General features: G+C 36.6%; 20 protein-coding genes. 9 read left to right on the top strand and 11 right to left on the bottom strand.

The genetic code is table 11. From position 1 onward, the window contains the following. Positions 1-17: 17 nt before the first annotated feature. Together JCM15092_RS01305 and tsaB are read right to left on the bottom strand one after the other, a co-directional pair. Positions 18-617: a DUF4290 domain-containing protein gene (locus JCM15092_RS01305; protein ID WP_024993076.1), complete on the bottom strand. Its 600-nt coding sequence runs from the start codon at positions 615-617 to the stop codon at positions 18-20. Between the two features lie 11 nt (positions 618-628). Beyond that, entirely contained in the window at positions 629-1,318 is a 690-nt protein-coding gene (tsaB, locus tag JCM15092_RS01300; protein WP_024993075.1) for a tRNA (adenosine(37)-N6)-threonylcarbamoyltransferase complex dimerization subunit type 1 TsaB, read from the bottom strand. Between the two features lie 94 nt (positions 1,319-1,412). Between tsaB and JCM15092_RS01295 the strand changes: the two genes are divergently transcribed. From JCM15092_RS01295 to nadD, 4 genes are read left to right on the top strand one after another with little or no spacing between them, the layout of a single operon-like run. Further along, entirely contained in the window at positions 1,413-2,288 is an 876-nt protein-coding gene (locus JCM15092_RS01295) for a YicC/YloC family endoribonuclease (RefSeq protein WP_024993074.1), read from the top strand. Between the two features lie 7 nt (positions 2,289-2,295). Then, positions 2,296-2,862 (top strand): guanylate kinase, encoded by a 567-nt coding sequence (gmk, locus tag JCM15092_RS01290; RefSeq protein ID WP_024993073.1) that lies wholly within the window; start codon positions 2,296-2,298, stop codon positions 2,860-2,862. Between the two features lies 1 nt (position 2,863). Continuing rightward, positions 2,864-3,043, top strand: coding sequence for a hypothetical protein (locus tag JCM15092_RS01285; RefSeq protein ID WP_024993072.1), 180 nt, complete (start codon positions 2,864-2,866; stop codon positions 3,041-3,043). Beyond that, positions 3,022-3,624, top strand: a complete 603-nt coding sequence (gene nadD / locus JCM15092_RS01280; RefSeq protein WP_024993071.1) for a nicotinate (nicotinamide) nucleotide adenylyltransferase — start codon at positions 3,022-3,024, stop codon at positions 3,622-3,624. The genes JCM15092_RS01285 and nadD overlap by 22 nt, the downstream gene beginning before the upstream one ends. Positions 3,625-3,644: 20 nt before the next feature. Here nadD and JCM15092_RS01275 read toward each other — a convergent pair whose 3' ends face one another. Beyond that, entirely contained in the window at positions 3,645-4,517 is an 873-nt protein-coding gene (locus tag JCM15092_RS01275; protein ID WP_024993070.1) for an AraC family transcriptional regulator, read from the bottom strand. Between the two features lie 128 nt (positions 4,518-4,645). On the opposite strand from JCM15092_RS01275, the gene JCM15092_RS17320 reads away from it, so the two are divergent. Both JCM15092_RS17320 and JCM15092_RS17315 read left to right on the top strand, forming a co-directional pair. Further along, entirely contained in the window at positions 4,646-5,578 is a 933-nt protein-coding gene (locus JCM15092_RS17320) for an alpha-L-fucosidase (protein WP_051532448.1), read from the top strand. Further along, the gene (locus JCM15092_RS17315) at positions 5,575-6,402 is read left to right on the top strand and encodes an alpha-L-fucosidase (protein ID WP_051532447.1); all 828 of its coding nucleotides are present in this window, start codon (positions 5,575-5,577) and stop codon (positions 6,400-6,402) included. Before JCM15092_RS17320 ends, JCM15092_RS17315 begins: the two co-directional genes overlap by 4 nt. Positions 6,403-6,467: 65 nt before the next feature. Here JCM15092_RS17315 and JCM15092_RS01265 read toward each other — a convergent pair whose 3' ends face one another. Next, positions 6,468-7,304 (bottom strand): metallophosphoesterase, encoded by an 837-nt coding sequence (locus JCM15092_RS01265; protein WP_034541401.1) that lies wholly within the window; start codon positions 7,302-7,304, stop codon positions 6,468-6,470. 80 nt (positions 7,305-7,384) lie between these two features. Here JCM15092_RS01265 and JCM15092_RS01260 point away from each other — a divergent pair, with 80 nt between their 5' ends. Next, a complete protein-coding gene (locus tag JCM15092_RS01260; RefSeq protein ID WP_024993068.1) occupies positions 7,385-8,278 on the top strand; it encodes a 1,4-dihydroxy-2-naphthoate polyprenyltransferase in 894 nt (297 codons plus the stop codon). Positions 8,279-8,294: 16 nt separating this feature from the next. Here the strand turns inward: JCM15092_RS01260 and ispF are convergent, their stop codons facing one another. The 3 genes from ispF to JCM15092_RS01245 are packed head-to-tail and all read right to left on the bottom strand — an operon-like array spanning position 8,295 to position 10,047. Further along, the gene (gene ispF / locus JCM15092_RS01255; protein WP_024993067.1) at positions 8,295-8,777 is read right to left on the bottom strand and encodes a 2-C-methyl-D-erythritol 2,4-cyclodiphosphate synthase; all 483 of its coding nucleotides are present in this window, start codon (positions 8,775-8,777) and stop codon (positions 8,295-8,297) included. Beyond that, positions 8,774-9,391 (bottom strand): fumarylacetoacetate hydrolase family protein, encoded by a 618-nt coding sequence (locus JCM15092_RS01250; RefSeq protein WP_024993066.1) that lies wholly within the window; start codon positions 9,389-9,391, stop codon positions 8,774-8,776. Before JCM15092_RS01250 ends, ispF begins: the two co-directional genes overlap by 4 nt. Then, a complete protein-coding gene (locus JCM15092_RS01245; protein WP_024993065.1) occupies positions 9,388-10,047 on the bottom strand; it encodes a redox-sensing transcriptional repressor Rex in 660 nt (219 codons plus the stop codon). Before JCM15092_RS01245 ends, JCM15092_RS01250 begins: the two co-directional genes overlap by 4 nt. 312 nt (positions 10,048-10,359) lie before the next feature. On the opposite strand from JCM15092_RS01245, the gene JCM15092_RS01240 reads away from it, so the two are divergent. Then, positions 10,360-10,698 carry a translation initiation factor gene (locus JCM15092_RS01240; RefSeq protein ID WP_024993064.1) on the top strand — a complete coding sequence of 113 codons (339 nt, stop codon included), beginning with the start codon at positions 10,360-10,362 and terminating at the stop codon, positions 10,696-10,698. A gap of 56 nt (positions 10,699-10,754) precedes the next feature. After that, entirely contained in the window at positions 10,755-10,979 is a 225-nt protein-coding gene (locus tag JCM15092_RS01235) for a putative signal transducing protein (RefSeq protein ID WP_034541398.1), read from the top strand. Between the two features lie 142 nt (positions 10,980-11,121). Here JCM15092_RS01235 and tsf read toward each other — a convergent pair whose 3' ends face one another. The 4 genes from tsf to rplM all read right to left on the bottom strand — a co-directional run bounded on the left by tsf (position 11,122) and on the right by rplM (position 14,060). Continuing rightward, positions 11,122-12,114: a translation elongation factor Ts gene (gene tsf, locus JCM15092_RS01230; protein WP_024993062.1), complete on the bottom strand. Its 993-nt coding sequence runs from the start codon at positions 12,112-12,114 to the stop codon at positions 11,122-11,124. Positions 12,115-12,236: 122 nt separating this feature from the next. Further along, positions 12,237-13,076: a 30S ribosomal protein S2 gene (gene rpsB, locus JCM15092_RS01225; RefSeq protein ID WP_024993061.1), complete on the bottom strand. Its 840-nt coding sequence runs from the start codon at positions 13,074-13,076 to the stop codon at positions 12,237-12,239. Positions 13,077-13,206: 130 nt separating this feature from the next. After that, positions 13,207-13,593 carry a 30S ribosomal protein S9 gene (rpsI, locus tag JCM15092_RS01220; protein ID WP_024993060.1) on the bottom strand — a complete coding sequence of 129 codons (387 nt, stop codon included), beginning with the start codon at positions 13,591-13,593 and terminating at the stop codon, positions 13,207-13,209. Positions 13,594-13,598: 5 nt separating this feature from the next. Next, complete coding sequence (gene rplM / locus JCM15092_RS01215) at positions 13,599-14,060, bottom strand: 50S ribosomal protein L13 (RefSeq protein ID WP_024993059.1); 462 nt, start codon at positions 14,058-14,060, stop codon at positions 13,599-13,601. Positions 14,061-14,240: the final 180 nt, after the last annotated feature.

Below are 14,240 nucleotides of genomic sequence, written 5' to 3'. Positions count from 1 at the left end.
ACAATAAAGGGATAAAGTTAATATTTTCTTCTCTGATTATAATTAGCTCTAGGCTTACGTTGGTTAAATTGAACACGTTGTTCTGATATATGCAAATCCTCAGGAGATATATTTATCACTCCATTAGAAAACTCTCTCAAATCAGCAAGCAACTTGGCATCATCAATACCATCTTTGTTCCAATTAGTAAAAGATTTTTTCATCTGATTTGCCAGCAGAGAAATTAGCTGTTTCTTTTCAGGGACTTCAGGATATTCTGCAGCTTTCTTTATCATTGATGGAAGAAGCATGCCATAATGCCTTAATTTTATCTTACCTTCAGAGTAAGGTATTCTATCGGGTTTAACCTCAAGATTTTCCTTGTTTACGACCTCATATGGGTAATCAATGTCTAGTTTGAAATCAGACATTATAGCCAAATGATCCCATAGTTTATGCTTAAAATCAGGAACATCACGTAAATGAGGGAACATTCCGCCCATTATATTTATAATAGCATTGGCACAACGTTGGCGTTCAGCTCTATCTTCTATAGTCAAAGCATGATCTACCATATTCTGAACGCTTCTACCATATTCTGGAAGCGGCAACTTTCTTTGCTGAGTATTATACTCCATATAATATCTTATTATAATAGTTTTTTAGGTTTTGAAGCGACAAAGTCCTTCAGATAGAATGGCTCAAAATAAGCAACATCCTTAAAATTGTTATTGACAAAAGCTTTTTCTGCAAGAGGGAACATCCACTTTGCAAGAGGTATGATATCATCAATAAATATAGCATTCTTATGATTGATAACCTCCTTGCACTTCTTTGCGCCATTGCCAAAGAAATAGACAGGTTGTTTATCGAGATATTCTTTATACGATTCTTCAGTGATGACATCAGCAGAGATAGCTTTTTTCAATTTCAATGCTCTATCGTATATAGCAGAATAAACCTCCATTCTTCTTGCATCAATCATTGGACAAAGCAGTGCATCTTCCGGCAAGTCTGAGTTAAGCAAGATGGGAACCGATAATAACTCAAGGGTAGACAATCCAATAAGAGGAAGATTACGTCCATAGCAAACACCTTTTGCCATAGATACCCCTATCCTAAGACCCGTATATGATCCAGGGCCACAACTTACAGAGACAGCATCTAAAGGTATGCCACGGCTATCAACAAACGAGAGAGCCTCATCAACAAACACCCCCAGCTGAACTGCATGTGAAGGTCCTTTCAAATCTTCTTTAGTAAAAATAGCCATTCCATCCTGGCTTATTGCAACAGAACAAGCTTCTGTTGAAGTTTCAATATGTAGAATACACGACATAGTATATTACCTCTTTATATAATTTGCAAATATACACTTTTATTCATTCTCAATTTCCATAAAAATTGTACTTTTGCAAAAAAACATATAAGTTATGATACAATCAATGACCGGATATGGTAAAGCGACCATAAAATTCGGAGATAAAAAAATCAACATTGAGATTAAATCACTCAATAGTAAAGCGTTAGACTTATCCACACGAATCGCTCCACTCTACAGAGAGAAGGAGATGGAAATCCGCAATATGATATCTAAAGTTGTAGAACGTGGAAAGGTTGATTTTAGTTTATGGATTGAGAAAGATACTGATAGTACAGCCACTCCCATTAATTCTGCATTGGTTGAAAACTATTATAACCAGATAAAAAGCATATCTGAATCAAAGAATATACCTCTTCCCGAAGATTGTTTTTCTATGCTTCTAAGAATGCCAGACGTATTGACAAAAGTAGATGCGCAAGAGTTGGAAGAAGAGGAATGGAATGTAGTTAAAGCTGCAGTTAATGATGCTGTTGAGCATCTTGTAGACTTCCGCAAGCAGGAGGGTGCTGCACTTGAGAAGAAATTCAACGAAAAGATTGACAATATAGAAAACCTTCTGAAATCTATTGAACCTTATGAGGCCGAGAGGGTTGCCAAGATACGCGAGCGTATTACTGAAGCTTTAGAAAAGACAATAAATGTTGACTATGACAAAAACCGTCTTGAGCAGGAACTCATATACTATATTGAGAAACTTGATATAAATGAGGAGAAACAACGACTTGCCAACCATCTTAATTATTTCCGTGAGACTATGGCAGGAGGACATGGGCAGGGTAAGAAACTTGGTTTCATAGCTCAAGAAATGGGACGCGAGATAAATACTACTGGCAGTAAATCAAACCATGCTCAGATGCAGAATATAGTTGTACAGATGAAAGACGAGCTGGAACAGATTAAGGAACAAGTATTGAATGTAATGTAATCTTACAATGGCAGGTAAACTTATTATTTTTTCTGCTCCATCTGGATCAGGTAAATCTACTATAATTAATTATCTTTTAACTAAGGGGCTAAATCTGGCATTCTCGGTATCAGCAACAAGCAGATCACCAAGAGGTACAGAAAAAGATGGAGTAGAATATTTCTTTCTCACTCCAGATGAGTTCAGAAAAAAGATTACCAACAATGAATTTCTGGAATATGAAGAGGTATATACAGACAAATTCTATGGCACACTGAAGGCCCCTATCGAAAAACAACTTCAAGATGGGTACAACGTTGTATTCGACGTTGATGTCGTTGGAGGATGTAACATTAAGAAGTATTATGGTGAAAGAGCCCTCTCTTTATTTGTACAGCCACCTTCAGTAACTGAACTAAGAAAGAGACTTGAAGGAAGAGGAACAGATACTCCTGAGGTTATTGAAAATAGAATAAAGAAAGCTGAGTATGAGTTGGGATTTGCCAACAAATTTGATAAGATTATCATAAATGACGACTTAGAGAAAGCAAAAGAAGATGCTTTTGAAACTATTAATAACTTTTTAAACAAATAATATGAAAAGAAAGACAATGGCCAATATTATGTTAGTTTTGACTATACTCATAGCAATAGCTGCTTCAGTTGTTTGCTACATGGCTATAGAAAGAGCTAACTATTTTATCGCTATACTTATGGTTGTAGTAGTCATAGGTCAGGCTGTAAATTTCCATCTATGGAGAAAAAAGGCAAAATAAGAACAGGCATATTCGGAGGATCATTCAATCCTCCACATATAGGTCATCTGGCTATTGCCAACTACATATGTGAGTTCGAAAAGCTAGATGAGGTGTGGTTTATGGTTTCACCGCATAATCCTTTCAAGAATGAGTCTGAACTCATGTCAGATGAGCTAAGATTAAAACTCATGCAACTTGCCATTGATGAATACCCTAAATTTAAGGTGTCTGATATTGAATTCTACCTGCCACGTCCTTCATATTCTATAAATACTCTCCAGAAACTTAAGGAGAGTTATCCTGACAGGCTTTTCACTCTAATTATTGGGGCTGACAACTGGCAGGTTTTCAATAAATGGAAAGATGCAGATAAGATAATCGACTCTTTCGAGATTTTTGTATATCCACGTGGAGGATATGAAATTGATGAACTAAATCTCCCCAAGAACGTAAAAATCACCAATTCTCCTATAATAGAAATCAGTTCAACCTTTATTCGCGAAAGCTTCATTGAGGGAAAGGACCTTCGTTTCTTTCTTCCTGAAAAAGTATATACAGAGTTGAAAAAGCATGGCATAAATAAAACTCTTTTCTACTAGAATCATCCCTGCCCATACTATCAAACAGTATAATTTTGCCTGCGAAAATCTGTTGGACTCAAATGAACATATAATAAGAAAACACGGTCGAAGTATGCCTCAGAGGTAAATCCAAGCGAATAAGCAATCTCTTTTATACGCATATCAGAAGAAGTAAGTAATATTTGAGCTCGCTCAATTTTTTGTTTCATAATGTATCTTACCGGTGTCTCTCCCACTTCTTGTTTGAATAGTCTTATAAATCGGTCCTTCCCTAATGCCACACCATTCGCCAACTTATCTATAGATATAGGAAGTGAAATATCAGACCCTATAGTTTGCAATGTTCTTTTAATACGATCATCCTTAATGCCGTTCTTTTTAGATGATTTTTCCAAAAAACGGGTAATCAAGGTAAGTAGCAAAGAATAGATCTCTATTTTGTTGAATTCAGAAAGTGCGTTATACTTTGCTATTACATTCTGAATCTGAATGTCATTCTCATATGTTTCAGGATGCGAATCGCGTATATACATATCAGCACACAACTCACACAATCTTTCAATAACTTGTCTATCGAATAGAGATGAGTCTATCTCAAAAGGCAAATCATAATTAGAATAGAGATGTAACAATCTATGGTCTTTGTCAAGAAAATGAACATAGTAATGACCAAACACTCCATCACATCTATCAATATGAGTCACAAATGGTGGGATGATATAAAGATGATCTGGTAGAAGTTCCATCATTCTACCATTTATATGAACAGTTGCTCTTCCTTCATAAACATAATAGACGCGTGTAAAGCAACTGTTTATTGGACCATAATTCCAATCACCATTATGCCGAGCATTGCCTACTGCCAACAATAGTATATCTCGGCAATCAGATAAGATATTATTTTTTTGCATTTTACATATATCGACTTTTAATTGCATATTATGGTTACTTTATTCATATTTTCATATCTAATATTGTTTCATAATACAGAAAAAGTACATTTGTGTTCAAAAATATATCTTTTTTATTTTATGCAATCATGAATTACATTAATATTAAATCAATCGTACTTACAGCCGGACTATGCATGGCTTCTTCAGTTTGTGCTCAGAAGTCTGGAACTGTTCAACTTCCAGAGCTCCCTCCTTTCCCTGAGGTTCCTACAGCACTGAAAGAAAATATGGTAAAACTTGAAGATAGCAACACCTTCAAAGAAGTTCAACTCGATATACCTATTACTGACGGACCATTTAAACCTAGTTGGGAATCTATAGAATCTAACTACCCTGGGGAACCGGAATGGCTACGTGAAGCTAAAATAGGATTTTGGGTGCATTTTGGTCCACAAGCTGCTGGAGAAAGTGGCGATTGGTATGCAAGAAAATTATACACGCAAGGCAGCAATGCATATAACAATCATTTAAAACGCTATGGGCATCCTTCAGAAGTTGGTTACAAAGAGGTACTAAGAGATTGGAACCCTACAAAACTCGACCCTCAGCGCCTTACTGCACTATATAAGAAAGCGGGAGCACGTTTTTTGATGATTCAAGGAGTACATCATGACAACTATGATTTGTGGAATTCACGCTATCAGCCATGGAATTCTGTAAATGTTGGTCCTAAACGAGACTTACTTAGGGAATGGGTGAACGCTTGTAAAAAGCAAAAGATGCATTATGGAGTAACTTTCCACCACGAATATACATGGTGGTGGTGGCAAACTGCTTTTCAGAGCGACACCTATGGAGATAAGAAAGGAGTCCCTTACGACGGGAATCTTACACTAGCAGATGGAAAAGGCAAATGGTGGGAAGGTCTTGACCCAAGAAGACTTTATGGAATCAATCTTCGTGAATATGATAGCGTAGCTGAAAAGGCTAATTCACCATGGTCACCTGCAAATGCAGGTATATTCTGGAGACATCTAGAATATGCAAATGGTATGCCACTCAATGGGCTCTTAGAATGATGGATGTTACAGCCAACTATGACCCTGATTTCATATATACCGATGGTACTGTTCAAGGACCATTCACTGGTAACGGAACCGGGACAGGTTATAAGTGCAATGCAATGCAGGTTGTTATGGCTGACTATTATAACCGTTGCTTAAAGACTCGTGGAAAAGTAAATACATTCAGCATTATAAAATTCCGTCGTCCAACAAATGGTTCGGTAAACACAGCAGAATTTGATTTCCCTGATAATATTGACACTACACAGCCTTGGATTCGTGAAGCTCCTGTTGGCGACTGGTTTTATGCCCCTGGATTCACATACGATTCAAACTCTATGATACGTTTTATTATCGAAGCTATTAGTCGCGATGGCAATGTAGCACTAAATATTCCAATGCGTCCTGATGGTTCAATAGAAGACAAATGTGAGGAAATGCTTGAGGAGGTCGGCAAATGGTTGAAAATTAACGGAGAAGCTATATATGGTAGCCATGCCTGGAAGACTTTAGGAGAGGGAGAAATGATAAATGGGAAACTTAAAAAGCTACCTGGAGGAGGACTTGGCAAAAATCAGGCAGACTTTAAGTTTACTGCTCAGGACATTCGCTTCTCAGTAGGTAAAAATGGCTCACTATATGCCTTCTGTATGGCATTACCTAAATCTGGAGATACTATAAAGATTAACTCTTTGGGAAGCAGCGTAGAGAAAGTAAGAAAGGTTACTCTTCTTGGAAGCAACACAAAAGTGAAATGGCAACAGAATAAAGATTGTTTGGAAATTACATACTCAGGCAATATGCCTTGTAAGACAGCAATAGCTTTCAAAATAAACTAAGAGATTCAGAGATATTATTACAGTAAAAGCAGGTACATAATGTATCTGCTTTTATTGTATCTATACTACTCTTTATGAAGAGTAACAATCACTACCTCACTAGGGGTAAAAATGCGAACTTTTCTTCTGGATGTTCCTACTCCATTGGTTATTATTATTGGAATACCTTTATTGTTATGTTTTAAACCAGTAAGAAAAGAGGTACCATATCTTGAGTTTGTTATCGGAGCAAGCTTTTTAAACAGGGTTATTTGTCCTCCGTGGGTATGTCCACTCAAGACAAGATCAGCATTAGAGACATCCTTAATCTGAGCATAATCTGGAGAATGAGAAACAAGTATCACAAATTCATCACTCCCATATTTCTGCGAAATAGATTTATTGTATGACAACGTATCGAATGAGTTCTTCACTCCTGCAACTACTATATGTGAACTATCGCCATTTATAAATCTTCCTTCATCTTCCAGGCAAGTAATCCCATACTTTTTAAAAGCGATCATGATCTGTTGGTAAACGGATCCTGATTCGTGGTTCCCTCGGACAGCAAATGTTCCATATTTTGTCCTGACTTTAGAAATATAATAAAATAGAGTATCCATATCTTGCCCTTCACTCTTCCCAGGATAATCTCCTCCTAGAATGAGGATATCAGGATTCACAGAGTTTATTGCTCGCACCACTCCACCTAATCTCTTGTAAGTAAGCTTACTCTTATAATGAAAATCGGATGCAAAAGCGACCTTAGTTCCATCAAACTCATCAGGTAGGTCTTTACTATACAATTCATATCTCTTCACTCTTCCCACCCCCTTATATTTCGAGAAAGAGGCTGTAGCACAAGAGGTACAAATGACTGCAATAAGCAGAGCAACAACAATATTACACTTAGATATAGACATATCGGCAAAAATAATAAAATATCACCATTTATTGAATTTATTACTCTATCAACGTATCTTTGTAATATAAACGATGTATAATGAAAGAGATTAAAATAAATTCTGTAAAAGCATGGATTTTAGCATCTAGGCCTAAAACTCTATCTGGAGCAGCGGTTCCTGTACTAATAGGCTCTTCTTTGGCATATAATGATGGATACTTCGCCTTTACACCTGCCATATTGTGTTTCATCTTTGCATTCCTAATGCAGATAGATGCCAACTTCATAAACGACCTATTCGATTTTATAAAAGGTTCTGACGGAGAGGACCGACTTGGTCCTAAAAGAGCTTGTACTCAAGGATGGATAAGTACTGAAGCCATGAAACGAGGTATTGCATTCACAACCATGACAGCATCTCTTATAGGTTTCTTTCTGCTATTTTTCGGCGGTCTTGAAATGATACCGGTTGGCATATTATGTATCATTTTCGCCTTCCTCTATACAGCAGGACCATATCCTCTGGCATATCATGGGTGGGGAGACTTACTAGTTATAATATTTTTTGGGTTTATTCCTGTCGGTTGCACTTATTATGTGATGTCGCATACATGGACAAGTAGCATCACTATAGCTTCACTAGCCTGCGGTATCGTTATTGATTCACTCTTGATGGTTAACAACTACAGAGACTTTGAACAGGATAAGCAGAACGGCAAAAAAACCTTAATAGTAAAGATGGGTGCCAGTTCAGGAAAGGCGCTCTATTTAATCACAGGAGTAATAGCAGCGGAGCTATGCTGGTACTTTGCATTTAATGGACTATATTGGGCTGCAATACTGCCACAAATCTACTTAATACCTCATATATTAACATGGAATGAAATGGTCAGAATTGGGAAAGGTAAAGAACTTAACAGAGTCCTAGGAAAAACCGGACGGAACATTTTTATTTTTGGTCTGTTACTATCATTGGGAATTGCTCTGGGATAAGGAATAAATTATATAGTTAACTCTCCTTGCTTATCAAAACTGTTGCATAAGCAGATATTCCCTCTTCCCTACCAGTAAAGCCAAGTTTTTCGCTTGTTGTAGCCTTTATAGAGACATCATCCTCGTCTACACCCATAATACTAGCTAAAACTGTTTGCATCTCGGGTATATGTTTTTTCAGCTTAGGACGCTCAGCACATACTGTTGCATCTATATTTCCAACTTTATATCCCTTCTCTGCAATAATATCTATAGTTTTAGCAAGAAGAATCTTACTGTCTATATTCTCATAAGTAGATGAAGTGTCAGGGAAATGATAACCTATATCTCTCATATTTGCCGCACCAAGAAGTGCATCACATATAGCATGAATAAGAACATCAGCATCAGAATGGCCCAAAAGGCCCAATTCGTGCTCAATTTTTATACCACCCAGCCATAAATCTCGTCCTTCAACAAGTTTATGAACATCATATCCAAATCCCACTCTTATCTTCATCTTACATAAAAGTCTAATAACTTTTTATCAGCTATAAATCCTTGCAAATGGTCGTCCATCTTTACTGGTCCTACACCTACCGGTGTACCGGTAAATAGCAGATCACCTATTTTTAAAGTATAGAATTGGCTTATATAGGCGATAATCTCATCTATCTTGAATATCATATCAGAGCTATTACCTTTCTGTACCTCTGTATCATTAATATTAAGATGGAAATCTATATCCTGAAGATCTTTAAATTCATCAACCGATATAAAATCACCTATTACAGCCGAACTATCAAATCCCTTACTTATCTCCCAAGGTTTTCCCTCTGAACGTAGTTTAATCTGAAGATCACGTGCTGTAAAGTCAATACCTACTGTTACAGCATCATAGTATCTATGTGCAAAACGAGGAGCTATATTTTTACCAAGTCTGTTTATCCTTACAACGAGTTCAGTCTCATACTCTACCTGAGATGAAAAATCAGGAATGAAAAAAGGCTTACCATCTTTCAGCAAAGCTGAATCAGGTTTCAAAAAAATAACAGGTTCTTTAGGAAGAGACTCTTTCTCATGCAACTCATGACAATGAGCTTCATAGTTCATCCCAACTGCAAATATTTTCATTGATCTTTATCTTGAATTAGATTAAGACGATTAAACATAACCGCCAAATGTGCATAGAGTGAAGTATTCTGTACTACAATATTTTCTGGAACCCGTATACGGAATGGGGTAAAGTTCCATATTGCCTTTATACCTCCAGATACCATTTTATCTGATATTCTCTGGGCTATATTGATTGGAACGGTAAGCACACCTATGTTCACACCACTTTTAGACATCATATTCTCAAACTCATCAGTATGATAAATGGGAATACCATTTATTTTCTGGCCAACTATTTCGGGGTTGATATCAAAAGCTCCTACAATTTCAAGGCCGAAATGGTTAAGTCCAGAGTCTCTGAGAAGAGCTCCACCAAGACTACCAACACCAAACAGATAGGCCTTATGCATCTTTGTAAAGCCTAGGAAAGATTCCAACTCATCAATAAGATCATTAATTTCGTAACCAACCCTGGTACGGCCGGATATATTCATATACGAAAGATCTTTTGCAACCTGCGAAGCATCGATACTTGTCTCTTTACTTATCTGGGTAGAAGACACAAATATCTCACCATTATCTCTCATCAACTTAGCATTAGAGAGATACCATGGCAATCTACGTAAAGTCGGTTCCGGTACTTTTTCTGTTATTCTCAGCTTGTCTGCATCCATTATTTGGATATTCTATTGTGTACCATGCAAAAATACATTTTTATTTCCAAGAAAATGATATGAGTAATAAAAATATATTATTTGATTGTTCCTTGGATTAAGAAAAATTTACCATGATGGAATAAAAGAACCGACAAATAATAGGTGACAAACCAACTTGCAAATAAAAGTTACAGGTTTATATAATTACAAAAAATAAAAAATAGAGCCATTTTATTTCGTCAAAAGATATTTAATATATACTTTAGATTATATGGAAACATGAGAAACTTAATTTCCGTTTCTTTGTTATATAAATTAAAAAATACACCCATGAAAAGTAATGATTGGAAAGAGAGATTGAATGTGATTTATTCAACTAATCCAGATTTCAAATATGAGACTCTTGACGAAGAAGAGGTTAATACTATAGATAAAAAACAGCAAAAACTAAGAGTCTCTATAGAGAAGAAAAGCCGAGGGGGAAAGACTGTAACCCTCATAAAAGGTTTCGTAGGAGCTGAAGATGATTTGAAAGAGTTAGGAAAGTTGTTGAAGACAAAATGTGGCGTAGGAGGCACAGTTAAAGATGGAGAGATACTTATTCAAGGAGAGTTTAAGCTTAAAATAATTGAAATACTCAAGAGTGAAGGTTATACTCAGACAAAATAGCTTATACTTTTATCCCCAATAATATAATAAATTATATTACTTAAAATACTAATATTATGACACTAAAAAGTTTACCACAAATGCAAAATAGCTATCAATTGGCTATTCTAAAAAGCATATTAGATGACGAAGAGATTCCATACTTTGTAAGGAACGAAAATCTGTCAGCAGCTTATGGATTCATACCCGATTTTCAAGAGGAGCTTCAGGTTAGTGAGGAAAACTATGATAGAGCTATAGAAATAATTAAGAAAGGATTTCCTGAGATAACAATTGAATGAGGTTTCTATCCATATTTATAGATTATTAAAACATATTGATAGAGATAATTATCTCTAATAACTTACAAGTATGCCTATCTAAAATAAAAAAGAACGTTCTGCTAAGCAAAACGTTCTTTTATTATTTCTATTTATCTATAGATTATTCAGCACGCAAAGTGAAACGTTTGAAAGATAAAACCTTCAACTCAGGATCAGCCTCTTTCAATACTTCAGCTACAGTCTTCTTAGGATCCATGATATCCTCCTGGTTCAAAAGACAAACTTCTTTGTAGAATTTAGCGATACGTCCCTTAGCAATGTTTTGTATCATCTGTTCAGGAAGATTAGCAGCTTTTTCAGCAGCAACACTCTCCTTAAGCTGACGGATTTCCTCAGCTTGAGCTTCAGTGATAGAACCCTTCATGATACCTTCGTTAAGATGTTCTTCATTCTCAGCGATATAAAGATTAAAACCAGCTTTCTTCAAAGCAGCCTCAACAGCTTTCTTAACCTGTTCTTCTTTTGTCTTTTCAATGGCAACTTGCATTTCAGCTTCAACAACAGAAGCAGGAACGCTAGCCTCATCAACAGAAATTGGGTTCATAGCAGCAATCTGCATAGCTAATTCGTGAGCGATAGCATCGCTGGCTGGCTTATTAAACGCAACAATAGTACAAAGTTGGTTCTTGCCTTGGTGATTGTAAACAGATGTACTCTCACCTTCAACAACGAAATAACCATCAAGTTCCATCTTCTCACCTGTAATACCGCTACGGCCTGTAACAGCATCAGCTATTGTACCATTACCCAAAGGCAAAGCATTAACTTCATCAAGAGTAGCACATTTGTTGGCAATAGCAGCATCAAGGATTTCATTTGTTAAAGCTACAAAATCAGCATTCTTAGCTACAAAGTCAGTCTCGCACTTCAAAGCAATCATAGCAGCCAATTTACCTGTAGTCTTAGCTAAAACACAACCTTCTGAGGCATCACGATCAGAACGTTTTGCAGCAACAGCCTGACCCTTCTTACGGATTATCTCCATTGCCTTATCTAAATCTCCATCTGTCTCTGCTAGAGCATTTTTACAGTCCATCATACCAGCACCGCTCAATTTACGAAGCTTGGTAATATCAGCCATAGTAACAGCCATAATATTCTAATTTTTTTATTGTTAATAATAATGTGTTAAAAGCAGTTGAGAGCTGAGAATAGATGGTTGAGAATTGCATTTGTAATCCTCAACCATCGACTCTCAACTCTCAAAAAAGTATATTAAGCTTCTTCCTCGTCTTTCAAGAATGCAGCAGCTTTTGCAGCATTGATTGCTGCCTCTTCTGCTTTATCCATACGAGCTTTAGTAGTTTTTCTCTTAGCAGCAGCTTTCTGAGTATTCTCACCAGCAGCTTCCATATCTACTTTTTCAGCTTTTCTTTCTTCCAAGCCTTCAGCGATAGCTGAGCAACATGCATCAAGAACAACTTCAATTGATTTTGTTGCATCATCATTTGCAGGGATTACAAAGTCAATATCAGAAGGATCTGAGTTTGTATCAACCATTGCAAATACAGGAATACCTAAACGGTTTGCTTCACGAACTGCAATGTTTTCTTTCATAACATCAATTATGAAAAGTGCAGAAGGAAGACGAGTTAGGTCTGCAATAGAACCAAGATTCTTCTCAAGTTTTGCACGTTGACGAGAGATTTGCAATACTTCTCTCTTTGAAAGGTTAGAATATGTACCATCGTTTGTTAACTTATCGATAGTAGCCATCTTCTTGATTGCTTTACGGATTGTTGGGAAGTTGGTCAACATACCACCTGGCCAACGCTCAATAACGTAAGGCATATTTACAGATGTAGCTTTGTCAGCTACAACTTGTTTAGCTTGTTTTTTAGTAGCAACAAACAGGATCTTCTTTCCTGATTTTGCAATTTGTTTTAAAGCTTCAGCAGCTTCATCTATCTTAGCGACAGTTTTGTGGAGGTCAATGATATGGATACCATTGCGTTCCATGAAAATATAAGGAGCCATTGCTGGATTCCACTTTCTTTTAAGGTGTCCGAAGTGACATCCGGCTTCCAATAATGCATCAAAATTAGTTCTTGACATCTTTGTTATTCTTTAAATCGTTTACTTTCTTTTTTGTTTTTCTCAACCAACCATCGAGTAGTCTATCATATAGAATCCCGCTGGTTTAGATACTAAACGCTTCTTAGCCAGTTCGCAGTAAAACCGGATATTAACGTTTACTGAACTGGAATCTACGACGTGCTTTTGGTCTACCTGGTTTCTTACGTTCAACAGAACGAGAATCGCGAGTTACAAAACCTTCTGAACGTAGAGCTTTCTTATCTTCTGGATTGATTTTCACTAAAGCACGAGCGATTGCAAGGCGCAAAGCCTGTGACTGACCTGTGAAACCACCACCACAAAGATTTACTTTAATATCATATTTTTCAGCAACTTCAAGTTTAGTCAAAGGCTGTTTTACTACATACTGAAGAATAGTTGATGGAAAGTACTGAGCAAGGTCTCTCTTGTTAATAGTAATCTTTCCTGTACCTTCGCTTACGAACACGCGAGCAATTGAGCGTTTACGTCTGCCTAATGCATTTACTACTTCCATGTTTCTTATTTAAGTAAATTAATATCAATTGTTTTAGGTGATTGAGCCTCATGCTTGTGCTCTGAACCGGCATAAACATAAAGATTACTCAACAATTTAGCTCCTAGACGATTCTTAGGGAGCATACCCTTTACTACTCTCTTTAATAGCCTTTCTTCACCATTAGGTTTAGCCATCAATTGTGCAGGAGTGATTTCTCTCTGGCCACCAGGATAACCTGTATAGCTAAGATAAACCTTGTCATTCCACTTATTTCCTGTAAATTTCACTTTGTCTGCATTAATGATAATTACATTATCACCGCAGTCAGCATGAGGGGTAAAGTTTGGTTTGTACTTACCTCTCAACAGTTTCGCAACTTTGGAACCGATACGGCCAACGACCTGATCGGTAGCATCAACAACAACCCATTCTTTAGTTGCTGTTTCTTTGTTTGCAGAAATGGTCTTGTAACTTAAAGTATCCACTCTTAATTTTTTTTAAATGTTAACTACTAAAAAACAATTTATCTCAGCGTAACTAATCATCCCCGGACAAAGGAGTCTAATACGCTAAGAATTAAATCTTTATAAACTTTTTATAATAATCGGATTGCAAAGGTACTGCTTTTCCAATAAAAGTCAAACAAATTAATGAAATTTTAGCTG

Source organism: Phocaeicola paurosaccharolyticus JCM 15092 (genome assembly GCF_000613805.1).
Classification (GTDB): Bacteria; Bacteroidota; Bacteroidia; order Bacteroidales; family Bacteroidaceae; genus Phocaeicola; species Phocaeicola paurosaccharolyticus.
This window is presented reverse-complemented; position numbering and strand designations above follow the sequence as displayed.

Coding starts and splice junctions, on each gene's coding strand:
- JCM15092_RS01305 (WP_024993076.1), bottom strand. CDS start 617: ATGGAGTATAATACTCAGCAAAGAAAGTTGCCGCTTCCAGAATATGGT.
- tsaB (WP_024993075.1), bottom strand. CDS start 1,318: ATGTCGTGTATTCTACATATTGAAACTTCAACAGAAGCTTGTTCTGTT.
- JCM15092_RS01295 (WP_024993074.1), top strand. CDS start 1,413: ATGATACAATCAATGACCGGATATGGTAAAGCGACCATAAAATTCGGA.
- gmk (WP_024993073.1), top strand. CDS start 2,296: ATGGCAGGTAAACTTATTATTTTTTCTGCTCCATCTGGATCAGGTAAA.
- JCM15092_RS01285 (WP_024993072.1), top strand. CDS start 2,864: ATGAAAAGAAAGACAATGGCCAATATTATGTTAGTTTTGACTATACTC.
- nadD (WP_024993071.1), top strand. CDS start 3,022: ATGGAGAAAAAAGGCAAAATAAGAACAGGCATATTCGGAGGATCATTC.
- JCM15092_RS01275 (WP_024993070.1), bottom strand. CDS start 4,517: ATGCAAAAAAATAATATCTTATCTGATTGCCGAGATATACTATTGTTG.
- JCM15092_RS17320 (WP_051532448.1), top strand. CDS start 4,646: ATGAATTACATTAATATTAAATCAATCGTACTTACAGCCGGACTATGC.
- JCM15092_RS17315 (WP_051532447.1), top strand. CDS start 5,575: ATGATGGATGTTACAGCCAACTATGACCCTGATTTCATATATACCGAT.
- JCM15092_RS01265 (WP_034541401.1), bottom strand. CDS start 7,304: ATGTCTATATCTAAGTGTAATATTGTTGTTGCTCTGCTTATTGCAGTC.
- JCM15092_RS01260 (WP_024993068.1), top strand. CDS start 7,385: ATGAAAGAGATTAAAATAAATTCTGTAAAAGCATGGATTTTAGCATCT.
- ispF (WP_024993067.1), bottom strand. CDS start 8,777: ATGAAGATAAGAGTGGGATTTGGATATGATGTTCATAAACTTGTTGAA.
- JCM15092_RS01250 (WP_024993066.1), bottom strand. CDS start 9,391: ATGAAAATATTTGCAGTTGGGATGAACTATGAAGCTCATTGTCATGAG.
- JCM15092_RS01245 (WP_024993065.1), bottom strand. CDS start 10,047: ATGGATGCAGACAAGCTGAGAATAACAGAAAAAGTACCGGAACCGACT.
- JCM15092_RS01240 (WP_024993064.1), top strand. CDS start 10,360: ATGAAAAGTAATGATTGGAAAGAGAGATTGAATGTGATTTATTCAACT.
- JCM15092_RS01235 (WP_034541398.1), top strand. CDS start 10,755: ATGACACTAAAAAGTTTACCACAAATGCAAAATAGCTATCAATTGGCT.
- tsf (WP_024993062.1), bottom strand. CDS start 12,114: ATGGCTGTTACTATGGCTGATATTACCAAGCTTCGTAAATTGAGCGGT.
- rpsB (WP_024993061.1), bottom strand. CDS start 13,076: ATGTCAAGAACTAATTTTGATGCATTATTGGAAGCCGGATGTCACTTC.
- rpsI (WP_024993060.1), bottom strand. CDS start 13,593: ATGGAAGTAGTAAATGCATTAGGCAGACGTAAACGCTCAATTGCTCGC.